The sequence below is a fragment of the Mesorhizobium sp. P3_A2 genome (assembly GCF_056403115.1).
This window is the reverse complement of the sequence record NZ_JBFUGC010000013.1, coordinates 71,523-87,711: the sequence shown is the minus strand read 5'-3', so window position 1 is coordinate 87,711 and position 16,189 is coordinate 71,523. Positions and strand designations below refer to the sequence as shown.

The window sequence follows — 16,189 nt, the reverse complement described above, 5'->3', positions numbered from 1 at the left end:
CGCCAGATTCCCCAAGCACCGCTGCTTTATGCCTTCACCCCGATGATCAAGTCAAACTGCGGCAATGCATAGCGCAGGCCAACTCAGATACAGCGTCCGCCGTCGACCTCCAGCGCCACGCCGGTAATGAAGGCGGCTTCGTCGGATGCGAGCCACAGCGCCGCGTTGGCAATGTCGAGCGGCGTCGACAGACGCCCAAGCGGGATCGAGGCGCGGAACTTCTCGCGGATCTCGGGCGTGTCGGCGCCCATGAATTTCTCCAGCATGGCGGTTTCGCCGGCGACCGGGCAAAGGCAGTTGACGCGGATGTTCTTGGGCGCGAGTTCGACCGCCATCGACTTGGTCGCGGTGATCGCCCAGCCTTTCGAGGCATTGTACCAGGTGAGGCCAGGCCGCGGCCGCAGACCCGCTGTCGAAGCCGTGGTCAGGATGACACCGCCGCCCTGGCGGTCCATGATCGGCACCACGGCAAGTGCGGCATGGTAGATCGCCTTCATGTTGACTGATGTGATCAGGTCGAAGGTCGCCTCGTCGACGTCGAGCATGTCGCCATTGCGATGGGTATAGCCGGCATTGTTGACCATGATGTCGATGCGGCCGAAGGCGCTTTTTGCGGCATAGACCATTTCGTCGAATTCGGAACGCTGCGAAACGTCGGTCTGGGTCCAGATCGCGGCCTCACCGATCTCTGTGGCCACACGTTCCGCGCCCTTGGCGTTGAGGTCGGCGACGACGATCTTGGCGCCTTCCTCGGCAAAGCGCCTGGCCATGCCTTCGCCGAAGCCCGCCGCCGCACCGGTTATGACGGCGACCTTGTTTTCCAGACGCATGCTTTTCCCGCTCATTGAAGATCACCCTGCAAGTGAATTTTGCCCTTAGCTTTCGTCACATTCCCGCTCTATGTTGCAGGTGCGAAAGCTCCCCGGGACCCTCTGATAACGACAAGCCTCCGGGTGGCAGCCAGTGTCAAGGCACATTTGGACCGAATCAATATGGAGTGATTGGTCCTTGATGTGACACCATGGCACTGGATAATTTAAATCGATTAGATTATATCAGCCGCGTCACAGCGAGCGGTGTCAAAGCGGACAGACCATGACCAGCCAGATCATCCCCGTCGATCCTTTCGACTTCATCATCTTCGGCGGCACCGGCGACCTGTCGGAACGCAAGCTCCTGCCGTCGCTCTACCATCGCCAGCGCGACCATCAGTTTTCCGAGCCGACCCGCATCATCGGCACGTCGCGCTCGAAGATGAGCGACGAGGAATTCCAGGCCTTCGCCAGCCAGGCGATTTCCGACCACGTCAAGCCGGCCGATATCGACGCCAAAGAGCTGAAGACGTTCCTGGCGCGGCTGTCCTACGTGTCGGCCGACGCGACGACGGGCGCCGGCTTCGACAAGCTGAAAAAGGCGATCGGCGACAGCGACCGCATCCGCGCCTTCTACCTGGCGGTGGCGCCGGCGCTGTTCGGCGACATCTCGCACCAGCTGAAAGCGCACAATCTGATCACGCCGAATTCGCGCATCGTGCTGGAAAAGCCAATCGGCCGCGACCTCGATTCGGCGCGCAAGCTCAACGACCTGGTCGGCGACGACTTCCACGAAAGCCAGATCTTCCGCATCGACCACTATCTCGGCAAGGAGACGGTGCAGAACCTGATGGCGCTGCGCTTTGCCAATGCGCTTTACGAGCCGCTGTGGAACTCGGCGCATGTCGACCATGTGCAGATCACGGTCGCCGAGACCGTCGGGCTGGAGGACCGCGTCACCTATTACGACAAGGCCGGCGCGCTGCGCGATATGGTGCAGAACCACATGCTGCAGCTGTTGTGCCTGGTCGCCATGGAGGCGCCGTCGTCGATGGATGCGGACGCCGTGCGCGACGAGAAACTGAAGGTGCTGCGCGCGCTGAAGCGGATCAACGGCAACGAAGCGCCCAAGCACACCGTGCGCGGCCAGTATCGTGCCGGCGCCTCGGCCGGTGGCGCCGTCAAAGGCTATGTCGACGAGCTGGGCAAGGACAGTAACACAGAGACCTTCGTCGCCATCAAGGCCGAGATCGGCAACTGGCGCTGGGCCGGCGTTCCATTTTATCTCCGAACCGGCAAGCGCCTGGCGACCCGGGTCTCTGAAATCGTCATCGAGTTCAAGCCAATCCCGCATTCGATCTTCGGCGACAGCGCCGGACCGATCTTCGCCAACCAGCTGGTGATCAGGCTGCAGCCCGACGAGGGCGTCAAGCAGTTCATCATGATCAAGGATCCGGGTCCGGGCGGCATGCGGCTGCGCCAGATCCCGCTCGACATGAGCTTCGCAACATCTTTCGACGGGCGCGCGCCCGATGCCTATGAACGGCTGATCATGGATGTCGTGCGCGGCAACCAGACGCTGTTCATGCGCCGCGACGAAGTCGAGGCGGCATGGAAGTGGATCGATCCGATCCAGAACGCCTGGGAAAGCGCCAGGCAGGAAGCGCAAGGCTATACGGCCGGCACATGGGGCCCTTCGGCCTCGATTGCGCTGATCGAACGCGACGGGCGGACATGGCACGAGAGCAATTGAGCGAGCCGGCCTACAGCTGGAACGGCTTTGCCGGGCGCCAGGACCTGGCGGCAGCCCTTGCCGGCAATGTCGCGGCGCGGCTGACCAAGGCCATCGACGAGCGCGGCACGGCTCTGCTTGCCGTTTCCGGCGGCACCACGCCGGCGAAATTCTTTGCAGCGCTGTCGGCCATTCCGATCGCCTGGAACAAGGTGACGGTCACGCTGGTCGACGAACGGTTCGTGCCGGCCTCCTCGCCGCGCTCGAATGCCGGGCTGGTAGCCGCCAACCTGCTCCAGAACGCGGCCGCCGCCGCGCATTTCGTGCCGATGTATCACCAGGCCGCAAGCATCGAGACTGCCGCAGCGTCCGACGACACGGCACTCAAGGCACTGGCCTGGCCGCTCGACGTCGTCGTGCTCGGCATGGGCGGCGACGGCCACACCGCCTCATTCTTTCCCGATGCCGACAATCTACCCGCCTTGCTCGATCCTGCTTCGCAAAGGATCGTGCTGCCGGTGCATGCACCGAGCGGCGGCGAGCCGCGGCTGACCCTATCGATGGCGCGCATCATCGCCGCCGGCTTCATCGCGCTGCATATCGAAGGCGAGGACAAGCGCACCGCCTTCGAGAACGCGATGGGACCGGGCGCGAAGAAGCCCGTTCGCAAAGTGCTCGAAGCAGCCCCGATACCAGTAGAGGTGTTCTGGGCACCTTGATTTTCACGAAAGCAGTCCCGGCAAACAGTGGGAGGACGTTCTCCGGGGCTCGAAAGGACCGACCATGACAGCCAGACGCGACATCGAAGCCATCACGGAACGCATCCGCCAGCGCTCAAAAGCCGGCCGCGAACGCTATCTCGGGCGCATCGCCGAGGCCTCCAACCGCACCGCCAACCGTTCGGTGCTGTCCTGCGGTAACCTCGCGCATGGCTTTGCCGTCTGCAGCCCGTCTGAAAAGCTGGTGCTTGGCGCCGACAAGGTGCCGAACCTCGGCATCATCACCTCCTACAACGATATGCTGTCGGCGCATCAGCCGTTCGAGACGTTTCCGGCGCTGATCAAGGATGCCGCGCGCGAAGTCGGTGGCATAGCGCAAGTGGCCGGCGGCGTGCCGGCCATGTGCGACGGCGTAACCCAGGGACAGCCGGGCATGGAGCTGTCGCTGTTCTCACGCGACGTGATTGCCATGGCCGCGGCAATCGGCCTGTCGCACAACATGTTCGATGCCGCCGTCTATCTCGGCGTCTGCGACAAGATCGTTCCGGGGCTGGTGATCGCGGCCCTCACCTTCGGCCATCTGCCGGCGGTGTTCGTACCGGCCGGGCCGATGACGACGGGCCTGCCCAATGACGAGAAGGCCAAGGTTCGCCAGCTCTACGCCGAGGGCAAAGCCGGTCGTGCCGAACTGCTCGAAGCCGAGTCCAAATCCTACCATGGGCCGGGCACCTGCACGTTCTACGGCACCGCCAACTCCAACCAGATGCTGATGGAGATCATGGGCCTGCATACGCCGGGCGCCTCCTTCGTCAATCCGGGCACGCCGCTGCGCGACGCGCTGACGCGTGAGGCGACGAAGCGGGCGCTGGCGATCACCGCGCTTGGCAACGCCTACACGCCGGTCGGCCGCATGATCGACGAACGCTCTTTCGTCAACGGCGTGGTCGGCCTGCACGCCACCGGCGGCTCGACCAACCACACCATCCATCTCATTGCCATGGCCGCGGCGGCCGGCATCACGCTGACCTGGCAGGACATTTCCGACCTGTCGGAAGCGGTGCCGCTTCTGGCCCGTGTCTATCCGAACGGGCTTGCCGACGTGAACCATTTCCATGCCGCCGGCGGGCTTGGCTTCCTGATCCGCGAACTGCTCGACGAAGGCATCCTGCATGAGGATGTGCAGACAGTGTGGGGCGAAGGCCTCCGGCCCTATGCGGTCGAGGCACGGCTCGGCGAAGGCGGCAGCGTGGTCCGCGAAGCCTCGCCGCTGCAGAGCGGCGACGAGAAAGTGCTGGCGCCCTTCAAAAAGGCCTTCCAACCGACCGGCGGCCTGAAGGTGCTGGCCGGCAATCTCGGCCATGCGGTCATCAAGACGTCCGCCGTGAAGCCGGAACGCCGCGTCATCGAGGCGCCGGCCAAGGTGTTCGACAGCCAGCAAGGCCTCAACGAAGCCTTCAAGGCTGGCACGCTCACGGGTGACTTCATCGCCGTCATCCGCTTCCAGGGGCCGAAGGCCAACGGCATGCCGGAACTGCACAAGCTGACCACTGTGCTTGGCATCCTGCAGGATCGCGGCCAGCGCGTCGCGCTGGTCACCGACGGGCGCATGTCGGGTGCTTCCGGCAAGGTGCCGGCGGCGATCCATGTGACGCCGGAAGCGGTCGAGGAAGGGCCTATCGCCCGGATCCATGACGGCGATATCATCCGGCTCGACGCCGACGCCGGCACGCTGGAAGTGCTGGTGCCTGGGCCTGAGCTCGCGCTGCGCCGCACGGCCGACATCGATCTCATCGGCAACGAGTTCGGCTTCGGCCGCGAGCTGTTCGCCGGCTTCCGCCAGCTGGTCGGCCGCGCCGACCATGGTGCCAGCGCTTTCGGCACGGCCTGAACCATCATTTCCTGCGACACAAAAAGGGCGGCTCAAGGCCGTCCTTTTTTCGTTGGGATGAAACGCCAATTACGGCTGGACCGTAATCTCGGTCCGTTCGCCGGCCTTGACCGTCACCGGCATTTCCTTGTCCTGGCCTTCACCGGACATGTGGCGGACGACAACATAGTCGCCGGCCGGAATGGTCTGCTGCCAGGTGTCGCCATAACTCAGGCCAAGCGCCTTGCGGTTGCCCTGGATGTCCTTCTTCGGCGACAGCACCTCGATCGAATAGGCGCCCGGCGCCGACATGGCCAGCACGCCGGCATCGAGCGTCACCTTAACGTCTTGGTTGTCGCCGACCTTGACGCTGAACGGCTGTTCGACGGTCGCGAGGTCGAGCGCGGTGACCGCGACATAGTCGTCCGGCGGCAGCCAGAACTTGCTGTCAGGGCCATAGGAATGGGCGATGTCTTCGCGCGAGCCGTCGATCTTTTTCTTCGCCTTGACGATCTGGATGCTGATGCCCGACGAGTCGGCCTTGTCGCCGCCCGCGGTGTAGTAGGCGTTGACGACGGCGTGGCCGACGCCGACGACGATGTCCTTTTCGACCGTCTGTCCGGCGGCGAGCTGGATGGTCTCGGTCACCGAGCCACTGCCGATCGTAACCGTCACCTTCTGCTCACCGGCCGGCACGATGATCTTGGTATCGCCATAGTGAGTGGTGCTGCCGCCCGGGAAGGCGAAGTCGACATGGGCTTCGTCGCTGATATCGGCACCCTGGTAGGCCTTCGGATGGATGAGCATGGTGCCGGCGTTCAAGGTGAAGAGCGGCTTGTAGACCTGCCCGGCCTCGATCTTGACCTTCTGTTCCACCTGGGCCTGATCTGCGCGCGCGACGACGATATAGTCGCCCGGCTCGAGATTGGCCTCGTAGCTGTTGTACTGGGTGGTGACGGACTCGCCACGCGTGCCATCAGGCTTGGCCTTGTAGACCTCCCAGGCATTGCCATCGGTGATTGGATCGCCGCCTTCGGCCATGACCACGCTCGGTATGAAATTGAATTCGGGCTTGGCCGGTTCGGGCGCCGGTGCCGGAGCAGGCGCCGGCGCAGGTTCAGGCGCTGGTGCTGGGGCGGCGACGGTTTCGACCAGCGCTTCCTGCAGCGCTTTCTCGTCCGAGGCCTGGATGTATTTGCCGCCTGTGTTGTCGGCGAGACAAGCGATCTGCTTGCCTTCGTCGGCGGTCAGGCCGAAGCCGACGACATCGGCGGTGAAGTCGACGCCCGACGCTTCCAGCTCCTTGCCAAGCGAGCACGGGTCACCTTCGCAGGTTTCAAGCCCGTCGGTGATGAGAACGACGGTCGCCTTGTCCTCGGTGTATTTCAAGGCTTCAGCCGCCTGCTTGACGGCAGCGGTCAGCGGCGTCTTGCCCAAAAATTTCAGGCTGTCGGCGGCGGCCGAAATGGCACTGGCCGAGCCGGCCTGCGGCGGCACGATCAGCTCGATGTCCTCGCAGCTGCCCTTCTCGCGATGGCCATAGGCCATGAAGCCGATCTCGTCGTCGGCCGGAACCGACTGCAGAACGGTCCTGAGCGATTCGCGCGCGATTTCGAGCTTCGGCTTGCCGTCGATCTGGGCCCACATCGAGCCTGAAGCGTCAAGGATGATGATGACCTTGTTTGCGGCAAAGCCGAGCGACGTCATCGACAAAAGGAGCAGCGCCGCAGCGACGCTCCGCAAAAGTCCCGCCATTGGAATCTCCTTGAGGCCGCCCTCTGGTCCGCGCCGGAAGCTATTTGACGGTGCGTTCGGACACAAGCCTAGAGCGAGTCACGAACGGTTGCAGTGTAACAGGATCGGCCCGGGCCAACGACCTATTCCGGGGCTGGCCCAGCACCGCATCAATAGGTGGTGCGCCGCTCCTCGGAAGGCGGACGGCCGAACTGCAGCCGGTAGCTCTGCGCGAAATACGAGTGCGAGGTGAAGCCGGTGGCGATCGCCACATCGAGGATCGGCATGTTGGTCTGGCGCAGCAATTCGCGCGCCCGCTCGAGCCTGAGCCGCATGTAATAGCGGCCGGGGGTGACGCTCAGATGGCGCAGGAACAGGCGTTCGACCTGGCGCACCGACAGGCCCGCCGACTTGGCAAGCTGCACCGCCGACAGCGGCTCGTCGAGATGGTCGGCCATCAGTTCGACGATGCGCCTCAGCTTCTCCGACTTGCCGGTGAGATCACGTTCCGGCCCGACGCGCTGGCGGTCTCCGGCAGAGCGGATGCGCTCATGCTGGAACTGGTTGGCGACGCCATTGGCGAGGTTCGAGCCGAAATCGCCGCGCACGATCTCCAGCATCAGGTCGATCGAGGTGGTGCCGCCGGCGCAGGTGTAGCGCTTGCGGTCGATCTCGAAGACGTTGCCGGTGCAGTTGATGTCGGGAAAGCGCTCGACGAAGCCGGCGCGGTTTTCCCAATGGATGGTGCAGCGATAGCCTTCGAGCTGGCCGGCTTCGGCGAGCAGATAGGAACCGACAGACAGCGCGCCGAGCGCGTTGCCGCGCCGGCCCCAGCTGCGCAGCGCGGCCAGCACCTTGCTCTTGCCGGGGAATTCGGTGGTCAGCCCGACCGAGACGAACAGGATGTCGACCGGCGGCAGATCAGCGACCGCATAGTCGATCTTGAGCGGCAGGCCGTTGGAGGCCATGACCGGGTCACCGTCGGCCGAAACCGTGGTCCAGCCGTAAAAATCGCGGCCGAGCAGGCGGTTGGCCGAACGGAAAGTGTCGATCGCTGCGGCCAGCGAAAACATCGAAAACTTGTCGACCAGCAGGAACGCGAATTGCCGGCCGCCTTGAACGGGATCATCCATGACCGGCCGTTCAGAGGGAATACTGGGGTTCGGCAAAGAAGCTGCTTTCTGGGTCAGAAGGAAGGCCGCTTCAAGCCGGCCGCAAGGTAGGCTGAGGCTAACGTATTGGCCATCAGCATGGCAATGGTCATCGGTCCGACACCGCCGGGAACAGGGGTGATAGCGCCCGCCGCCTTCGCCGCCTCGGCATAGGCGACGTCGCCGACGAGGCGGGTTTTGCCTTCACCCTTCTCGGGTGCCGGAACGCGGTTGATGCCGACGTCGATCACTGTGGCGCCCGGCTTGACCCAATCGCCTTTGACCATTTCAGCCCGGCCGACGGCCGCCACCAATATGTCGGCGGTGCGGGCCAGCGCCGGGAGGTCCCTGGTGCGGCTGTGGGCGATGGTGACTGTACAATTGGCGGCAAGCAGCAGATTGGCCATCGGCTTGCCGACAATGTTGGAGCGGCCGACGACCACCGCATTGAGACCGGAAAGATCCTTGCCGCGCACGCGTTCGATCAGCAGCATGGAGCCCGCCGGCGTGCAGGGCATGAAGGCGGTTTCGAGTTCGCCGGTGCCGAGTTTGCCGACATTGATGAAGTGGAAGCCGTCGACATCCTTTTGCGGCGCGATGGCCTGTATGATCTTGCCGGCATCGATATGGGCGGGAAGCGGCAGCTGCACCAGGATGCCGTTGACGGCCGGATCGGCGTTGAGCTCGCTGATGATCTTCAGCAGTGCCTCTTCTGACGTGTCGGCCGGCAGCGTGTGCTGGAGCGAATGAAAGCCGCATTCCTTGGCGGTGCGCGACTTGGAAGCGACATAGACCTGGCTTGCCGGATCCTCGCCGACGATGACCACCGCCAGGCCGGGCTTGGCCCTGCCCTTGGCGATCAGGTCCGCGGTCAAGGTCTTGACCTTCTGAACCACGTCTCCGGCGACGATCTTTCCGTCAATCACTTCGGCCATGAACCATCCTCGACATCATTCCAGCAAGGCGCGGCGCGCGCCCTGAACATTGTTTCGCGCATGTCGTTGTTCCAAACGTTCCGCCCGTTCGGGTCAAGCCCGAAGGCAGCGCTTTTTGAGCGCCATGCTGCGCGGCATTTTCACGAAATTTGGCCCAAGCAATCCCGTCAAAGCGCCGTCAGATGCCGCTAACCCGAAACCGGCAGCTTTTATTCCGTGCTGACGGGTTCAGAAATAGCGGCGGCGCGAACGGTTTTCGGTGAGTTCGCGCACCGCCTCGCGAAATTCGCGCAGGCCGGCGCGGATATCGTCGATTTGCTCCTGCTGGTCGTCCGGCGCCGTCTCGGCGGGCTGCGGAGAAGACCACTTCTCGGGCGCTGCCTGCAACGGCTGGGCCTGCGAATAGGCGTAGTCAGCCGGCTGAGTGGGCTGCGCGTAGCCGGGCTGCTGCGCATAGGCGGGCGGCGCCTCGTGCCGGAAGTCCGGCTGACGATAGCCCACGGGCTCCTGCATCGGTCTCGTGCGCTCGGCGATGGCCGGCGCGGCTGGTTGGGCGTGGCCTGTCTTGGCGGGTCTTTCCAGCGGCGCCTCGCCGCCTGGTATGGCTTTGCGGACGGCCGAAAGCATCCCGCCGAACAGACCTGGGTTCCGGGTAGGAGCCGTCTCGAACGGCTGCACCGGAGGTGCTGCAGGTGCAGGCAGCGGCGCGCGATAGACCTTGTCTTCGACGGGTGGCCGTCGCTCGTCCATCCGGCCGCGCGAACGCGAATTGGCGGCGTCGCGCAGGCTTGCAAAGGCGCCGCGCATGGCGCCGAGACCGATTCCGGAAGCAAGGCCGAGCAGCAGGCCGGCAAGCGCAATCACAGCCCGCGACGGCCCGTTGGGTTCGAGTGGCGGTTGCGCTTTGGTCAGCACATTGATGTTGGTGGTGTTGATGTTTTGCTGTTCGCCGGTCTCCTTGGCGCGCAGAAGATACTGTTCGTAGACCGAGCGCTTGGCGGTAGCATCGCGCTCCAGTTCGCGCAGGCTGACCAGATCGCTGTTGACGTCGCCGCTCTGGACCTTTGCCTGGGCCAGGCGGGAAGCGAGATCCTGCTCAAGCTGGACCGAGCGCTTCAAGTCGACCTGCAGCGACGAGGCGATGCGGCGCAGTTCCCCGGCGATGCGCTCGCGTGAGCCGTCGAGCTGGGCGTTGAGCGCCTGGTATTCAGGATGGCGCGGCCCCAGACGCACGGCGGCGCGGTCGGCCTCCTGCTTCAAAGCTGCATATTGTGCGCGCAGTTCGCTCATCGTGTTGGAATTGATTTCTTCCGGCAAGGTGCCGTTGATAACCGAATTGACGTCCAGCGAACGCGCCGACGCGGCCCGCGCATTGAGTTCCAGCGTGCGGGCTCGGGTGACGGAGAGCTGCTCGTTAAGTTTCAGCATCTGGTCGTCGCTGATCAGATGGCCCTGCGCGTCGACGAGATCATGCGTGGCCCTGAAATCCTCGACCTTGCGCTCGGCCGTCTCGACATCCTTGCGCAGGTCATCGAGCTTGGCCGTCAGCTGGTCCGTCGCGCGTCCGGCCATCCCGAACTGGTATTGGGCCGCCTCCTGCTGGAAAACGTCCCTCGTCGTGTTGGCGATCTCCGCCGACTTGTCGGCACTTTGGGTGGTGGCGCCGATGGAAACGACAAAGCTCTTGCCGCTGCGTTCGACCGACAGGCTCTTGGCCAGATTGCCGACCGCCAGCGCCTGGCGGCGCACTTCGCCGGCACCGCCAGGCCCATCCTGGCGCGACAGGATCGAGCGGATGAGCGACATGACGCCAAGACCGCCGGAACCCTGTCCGTTGAACTCCGGATCGTCGACGAGATTGAGATCGGCGACGACCTTGTCGAGGACCTTGCCGGACGTCACCATCTTGATACGGGTTTCGACAACGGCCAGCGCCGCATCTGGCTGCCCGACCGGTTGGGTGAGATCGTTGTCGGACAGCTTCAGGTCGCCTGGCTCGATGACCACCTGGGTGGTGGCCTCGTATTTCTTCGGCGTCGAGACGGCAATGGCAACGCCCAGTACCGTTCCCAGTATCGTCGTCGAGACGATCAGCAGCTTGGACCGGGTGATGCCGCGTACAACCTGCACCGGGTCGATCAGCGGCTTCCATTGCTGATCGTCGTCGCGATCCGGCCGCTGCGTGTCGGCGGCATAGCGGGGCTCGTAAGCGGGTTGCGAACGGTAGGCTTGGAAACGGGTGGCCCCGTCACGCGATCCAAAATCAGATGCTTCAGACGGCCTGGCCTGCTTGTTGCGAACGGCCTCGTCTGCCGACGACCACGGTTCGCCCGAAACGGGTTCGCGGTCGGCTCGTGGCGGCTCGGGCGCCGCTTCGCGTGAGGAATTCGACCGCGCCTCGCGCTGCGAGCGGGCGATCCGGTGACGCGTGGCGGCGTCCTCGCGCCAGGACGGATCGGCGCGGTCGCCGATCGAAACCGGCGATGCATCCGTCGCCTCGTCGCCGCGCACAGCCCTGCCGAGCGCCAGGAGGGAGCGCTCGCGCCTCCAGTCTTCACGGTTTTCCCTGTCGACCATGTCTCGAAACTTACCCTTGGCGGCTTGGGAGCGGCGGTCGGCCAATCGTTAAGCCACGCTAAACAGGCATGGGAAACAAAAGGTTAATTTCCTTGACCCGAAGCCGAAGTTTCTCGCTTCTGCCGCACATTGTCGAGAGCGTAAAAGGGTGGTCAGAACCGCACGTTAAACTTTCCGGCCTATGGCTTTCCTCGACATGATGCAGGCCAGCGACACAGCGCAAAGGCGGACACTCGCCCGGATCGGTACCTTCGTGGCCGAACGACGGGGGCTGGTCCGCGACTATCTCTCAGCGATCAGCGGCGCCGGTGGGCGGCTGGTGTTCTCGCTCGCCTATTTCATCGCACTCGCCAACACGCTGTCGATCGCCGAGTTCGGCATGTTCGCCACCGCCTCGGCGGCCGGCGTCATGCTGTCGCGCATCCTCGCCTTCGGTTTCATCTCGGCGCTTTACCGGACCGCCACCATCCGACCCAACCTGATCGGCACCTTCACGGCCGGCTTCCTGCTGCTTGGCGCCGTGTCGTTGCCGCTGCTGGCGGCCGCCTCCTGGGGTGTCTACCTGATCTTCTTCGCCAGCACCGTGCCGCTGGCCATCTTTGCCGCAATAGTCTTTGCCGAAGCGCTTTTGTGGCGGCCGGTCGAGGTCGTGCTGATCGTCAACAATGGGCTCGGCAAATTCGGCCGTGCCGCGGTGCTGTCGATCGTGACAACGGCTTTCCGCGCGCTCGGCGCGGTGCTGTTCATGCTGTCGGGGCAGCACAGCGTCTGGGTGTGGTCGTTGTTCTACATCGGCGCCAACGCCGCCTCGCTGCTGCTCGCCTTCGGCTTCTACTATCCACGCCAGCGGCTCAGGCTGCGCACCGAGCTCTATCTCAGGCGGCTTGCCGATTCGATCTATGTCGCCGGCGCCGAAGTGCTGTTCTACCTGCAGTCGGAATTCGACAAGCTGCTCGTGCTGGCGATCGGCGGGCCGCATCTGGCCGGCATCTATGCCATCATCATGCGGCTGGTCGACCTGACGGCAATCCCGATCCGCACCTTCTCGATGATGCTGGTGCAGCGGATGATGCGGGCGCCGGAGCTGTTGTCGCGACTGCGGGTCAAAAGCGGCATCGAAGCCGGCGTGTTCCTGGTGTCGACATTGGCGCTGGCGGCACTCGGCATAGTGCTGCATTTATTCCCCAATGCGCTGGGCAGGAATGTCGCCGAGGCCGCACCGCTGGTGGCATTGGCAATCGGCGTGCCGGGACTGCGCAACCTGATCGAATATCAGGCCGAGCTTCTGTTCGCGCGCGGGCAGACCGCGATCCGCGCACTCAATCTCGGCCTGCTGGCCGCGCTGAAGGCGCTGCTGTTGACTTATGTGCTGACCACGATCGCCGACACGCCTACGCTGGTGCTGTCGCTCAATGTCGTCTTCCTGCTGCTCTATCTCGCCTCGGCGTTGCTGACTTATTCAGCGATGCGCAAGCCGGCAAAAGCTATCTAGATTCGGGTGAGGCCGGCCTGCGAAAGGCGGCTTCCTGTGCTTCCGGTGCTCACGTACTTTAGTACGCTCCGCTCCGGTTCTCGGAAGCCACCATTCTCGACTCGGCCTGACCTGAATCTTGTCGCGGCTAGTCCAGCCCGATCAGACGGCGGATCCGGCGGATATCGGTGCCGATGAAGGATTGCATGCCGATCGCCACCTGCCCCGGCGCCATGGCGGCGACGAAGCTGCGGAATTCGTCGTCCGACAGCGCCTCTCCGGTCCAATGCACACGGCAGAATTCTTCCGAGCCGTGGAAATGGCCGGCGCCCTTCAGCACATCATCGACATAGCGGCCGTAGATCATGCATTCGGAGAATCGGCGCGCCGAGCCGATGACCTCGACCCAGCCGCGCGCATGGACCTTCTCGATCTGAGCATACATCGCCGTCACGGTCTGCCTGCGCCAGGCAATCAGCGTCGAAATATAGTCGTGGGTCGAAACTCCGGATGGATCGATGCCAAGCGCCGCGCCCGCATTGCGCGACCAGATGCGGTGCTCGTCGTGACCCTCGTTCGACAGCACGCCGTCGCGCCGGAACAGCCGCACCTTGCCGTCGCGCCAGAAGGCGCTCAGATCGAACGGTTTGACGAACGCGACGTCGGAGTCGCAGAAGACCAGAACGTCTTCCCCAGCATGCCCGGCGATGGCGATGCGGCGTAGCTGCTGCACATGCCAGCCGCGGAGCGGCTGGGTCTTGAAACTGAGCCAGAGGCGGCGGCGAAACAGGCTCATCGGATCGCCGAACACGCGCAGCCAGCGCGGCAGCAGGTCGCGTTCGTCGACAACAGTGCGGTGGCTGTTTTCCAATTGGCGAAACAGCGCCACGTCGCGACCCTCTACCAGTATGTAGTGATGCGCCACGCCGGAGACATGGCGGTCGAGGGTCTCGCACAGCAGACGGCAGCGCTCGAAATCCGGCGCATAGCTGGCGGTCACCACCGCCGCTGTCGGCGTCTGCGGCAGGACACCCGTGTCGGCGGCGGTATCAGGCACGAAGCGGCTGTTCACCGCAGCTCTCCGGCAGGCTTGGGCCGATGCGAGAATTTCTGCCTGACGACACGCCACAAGAACAAGGGATTGCCGACGACGTAGCGGCGCCACAGCCGGCCCGGCTCGATGCACAGGCGGAACAGCCATTCGAGCCTCAGCCGACGCATCCACAGCGGCGCTCGCGGCACGGAGCCGGAGAGGAAATCGAGCAGCGCGCCGACGGCGATCGGCAGCGTGCAGTGGCGAGCGTCGATATGACGGGCGATCCACAATTCCTGGCGCGGCACGCCCATGGCGACAAGCAGCACGTCGGGCCGCAACGCCTCGATCCGTTCGACGATTGCCTGCTCTTCGGCGGGCGAGAAATAGCCGTCATGGATGACGACGAATTTGTGCTGCACGGCCAGCGCCGTCAGCTTGATCGACGCCGCCTCGGCGTTGGCGCGGGTGGCGCCAAGCAGCCCGACGGTCAGCGGCCTTGCCGATGCCTGCAGAAAGGCCGGAATGAAATCCGTGCCGTTGAGATTGTCCGGGAATGGCGCGCCGTAGAGCAGCTTTGCCGCCAGATCGACGCCGACGCCGTCGGGCAGGATGAGGAAATCGTCGAGCGCTTCGGCAAAGACCGGATCGGTATAGGCGATGTTGGCATTGTGAGCGTTGAGGAAACTGACCTTGGTGAAGCGCCGCTCGGCAATCAGCCGGGCCAGCAGCGCGATCGCGTCATCCCAGCGGATGGCGAGGACCGAAATGCCGAGGATCGTCTTCAGCGTGTCTAGCCCAAGGGCGGCGCGGGCGGTGTGCATATTCATGCAAACACTTCCTGCCCGACCGGCCCGAGCTTTTCCAGGCCGAGTCTGATCGCGGCGTCGAGTGCCTTCATTTGACTGCGATGGAATGCGGTGCCGTCTACATCCCTGACATCGGCCGCCGCCGCTTCCAGCGCGCCGGCGAAGGCGGCCGGATCGTCTGTCACCACGCAGTTGGCCGGGCGATGGTCGATGCCGCGCAGCGAGCGGCTGGTGGCGACCGACGGCAGGCCGAGCTCGAAGGTTTCGATGGTCTTGAGCTGCACGCCGCTGCCGGCGGTGCTGATCAACGGGATGACGGCGGCGCCGCGAACGAAAGCCTGGGCGTCGGGCACGCGGCCGACGAATTCGACGCCGGGATGGGCGGAGGTGATGTCGGACGGCATGTTACCGGCGATCCTGATGCGAAAATTCCGCCTGAGATGTGGCACGACTTTTTCCAGGAACCAGTCGAGGCCGATGCGGTTCGGCTGCCAGGTCCAGGTGCCGATCAGTGCCGCGTCGCAATCGATGCGGCGCGGCTTTACCGGCTTCGGCACTGTCGCAGTGGTCACCAGCGGCAGCACCGCCGAGCGGTCGTCGGAGGCAACGCCGAGTGCGGCGCGGTCTTCCTCGGCCAGCGTGAAGACGAAGCAGGCCCGGCGGCAGAGCCGCTCCTCCATGGTCTTGAGGAGGCTCGCCTCGCGGGCAAACAGCAGGCGCTGGAAGCGACTGTTTGCAGCCGCCGCATTCTCCCTGGCCGAAGCATGTTCGACATTGTGGGCGACGAAGATCGATGGGCGGTCGGCGAACAGTTTTTCAAAGGCACCAGCGAACTGCACGGAATTCAGGACATAGCCGTCGAAAGGGCCGGCACGTTCGATGGCGGCGCGGACTTCGCTGTCGGAAACCGCGCGCAGCTTCACGGAAGCGAAGGTGAGTCCTGACAGCATCGCCTTGCCGAGCCAGGCGAGCTTCCGCATCGCCGATGCGCTTTCCGTGCGCACGTCGACGGCGCCGAGCACGATGGTGTTTTCGGGGTCGCTTGCCGCCTTGCCCGGCCAAATAAAGCCGATGACGGTGACGCGCACGCCGGCGCGCCGCAAGGCGGCGATGATCGCAGCGTTGGCGATCTCATAGCCCGAAGCGAGTGCGCCGTCGGGCACGATCGATGTGGCGAACAGCAGATGCATCTCACCTATCCAGGCGTCAGCCACTATCAAAGCTGGGTGAACCCTTGATTAAGTCACGCAACGCAGCGGATGAAAGGCACCGATCAGCAGGCTCGCTGCGAAAGGTGATTAACGAAACGTTATTATCGCGGTGCTATCGGAAGCCAGATTTAATACATG

12 protein-coding genes are annotated in these 16,189 nt (G+C 64.2%); 4 read left to right on the top strand and 8 right to left on the bottom strand.

Features of this window, described 5'->3' with window-relative positions:
* Positions 1–83: 83 nt before the first annotated feature.
* Entirely contained in the window at positions 84–830 is a 747-nt protein-coding gene (locus tag AC1DXM_RS25945; RefSeq protein WP_477237683.1) for an SDR family oxidoreductase, read from the bottom strand.
* Between the two features lie 265 nt (positions 831–1,095).
* Between AC1DXM_RS25945 and zwf the strand changes: the two genes are divergently transcribed.
* The 3 genes from zwf (at position 1,096) to edd (ending at position 5,151) form a co-directional block, all read left to right on the top strand.
* The gene (gene zwf, locus AC1DXM_RS25940; protein WP_477237518.1) at positions 1,096–2,565 is read left to right on the top strand and encodes a glucose-6-phosphate dehydrogenase; all 1,470 of its coding nucleotides are present in this window, start codon (positions 1,096–1,098) and stop codon (positions 2,563–2,565) included.
* Positions 2,547–3,263, top strand: coding sequence for a 6-phosphogluconolactonase (pgl, locus tag AC1DXM_RS25935; RefSeq protein WP_477237516.1), 717 nt, complete (start codon positions 2,547–2,549; stop codon positions 3,261–3,263). The genes zwf and pgl overlap by 19 nt, the downstream gene beginning before the upstream one ends.
* 64 nt (positions 3,264–3,327) lie before the next feature.
* Complete coding sequence (edd, locus tag AC1DXM_RS25930) at positions 3,328–5,151, top strand: phosphogluconate dehydratase (RefSeq protein ID WP_477237514.1); 1,824 nt, start codon at positions 3,328–3,330, stop codon at positions 5,149–5,151.
* Positions 5,152–5,220: 69 nt separating this feature from the next.
* Here edd and AC1DXM_RS25925 read toward each other — a convergent pair whose 3' ends face one another.
* The 4 genes from AC1DXM_RS25925 to AC1DXM_RS25910 all read right to left on the bottom strand — a co-directional run bounded on the left by AC1DXM_RS25925 (position 5,221) and on the right by AC1DXM_RS25910 (position 11,527).
* Positions 5,221–6,885 (bottom strand): vWA domain-containing protein, encoded by a 1,665-nt coding sequence (locus AC1DXM_RS25925; protein ID WP_477237512.1) that lies wholly within the window; start codon positions 6,883–6,885, stop codon positions 5,221–5,223.
* A gap of 149 nt (positions 6,886–7,034) precedes the next feature.
* Positions 7,035–7,997 (bottom strand): GlxA family transcriptional regulator, encoded by a 963-nt coding sequence (locus tag AC1DXM_RS25920; RefSeq protein ID WP_477237510.1) that lies wholly within the window; start codon positions 7,995–7,997, stop codon positions 7,035–7,037.
* A gap of 53 nt (positions 7,998–8,050) precedes the next feature.
* The gene (gene folD, locus AC1DXM_RS25915; RefSeq protein ID WP_477237508.1) at positions 8,051–8,950 is read right to left on the bottom strand and encodes a bifunctional methylenetetrahydrofolate dehydrogenase/methenyltetrahydrofolate cyclohydrolase FolD; all 900 of its coding nucleotides are present in this window, start codon (positions 8,948–8,950) and stop codon (positions 8,051–8,053) included.
* A 228-nt stretch (positions 8,951–9,178) separates the two neighbouring features.
* Positions 9,179–11,527: a GumC family protein gene (locus AC1DXM_RS25910; RefSeq protein WP_477237506.1), complete on the bottom strand. Its 2,349-nt coding sequence runs from the start codon at positions 11,525–11,527 to the stop codon at positions 9,179–9,181.
* A 196-nt stretch (positions 11,528–11,723) separates the two neighbouring features.
* Here AC1DXM_RS25910 and AC1DXM_RS25905 point away from each other — a divergent pair, with 196 nt between their 5' ends.
* On the top strand, positions 11,724–13,019 hold the full coding sequence (locus AC1DXM_RS25905) for a lipopolysaccharide biosynthesis protein (protein WP_477237504.1): 1,296 nt from the start codon (positions 11,724–11,726) through the stop codon (positions 13,017–13,019).
* 127 nt (positions 13,020–13,146) lie between these two features.
* On the opposite strand, the gene AC1DXM_RS25900 is transcribed toward AC1DXM_RS25905, so the two are convergent.
* The 3 genes from AC1DXM_RS25900 to AC1DXM_RS25890 are packed head-to-tail and all read right to left on the bottom strand — an operon-like array spanning position 13,147 to position 16,030.
* Complete coding sequence (locus AC1DXM_RS25900) at positions 13,147–14,070, bottom strand: DUF6492 family protein (protein ID WP_477237502.1); 924 nt, start codon at positions 14,068–14,070, stop codon at positions 13,147–13,149.
* Entirely contained in the window at positions 14,067–14,861 is a 795-nt protein-coding gene (locus tag AC1DXM_RS25895) for a WecB/TagA/CpsF family glycosyltransferase (protein ID WP_477237500.1), read from the bottom strand. Before AC1DXM_RS25895 ends, AC1DXM_RS25900 begins: the two co-directional genes overlap by 4 nt.
* On the bottom strand, positions 14,858–16,030 hold the full coding sequence (locus tag AC1DXM_RS25890) for a glycosyltransferase (protein ID WP_477237498.1): 1,173 nt from the start codon (positions 16,028–16,030) through the stop codon (positions 14,858–14,860). Before AC1DXM_RS25890 ends, AC1DXM_RS25895 begins: the two co-directional genes overlap by 4 nt.
* Positions 16,031–16,189: the final 159 nt, after the last annotated feature.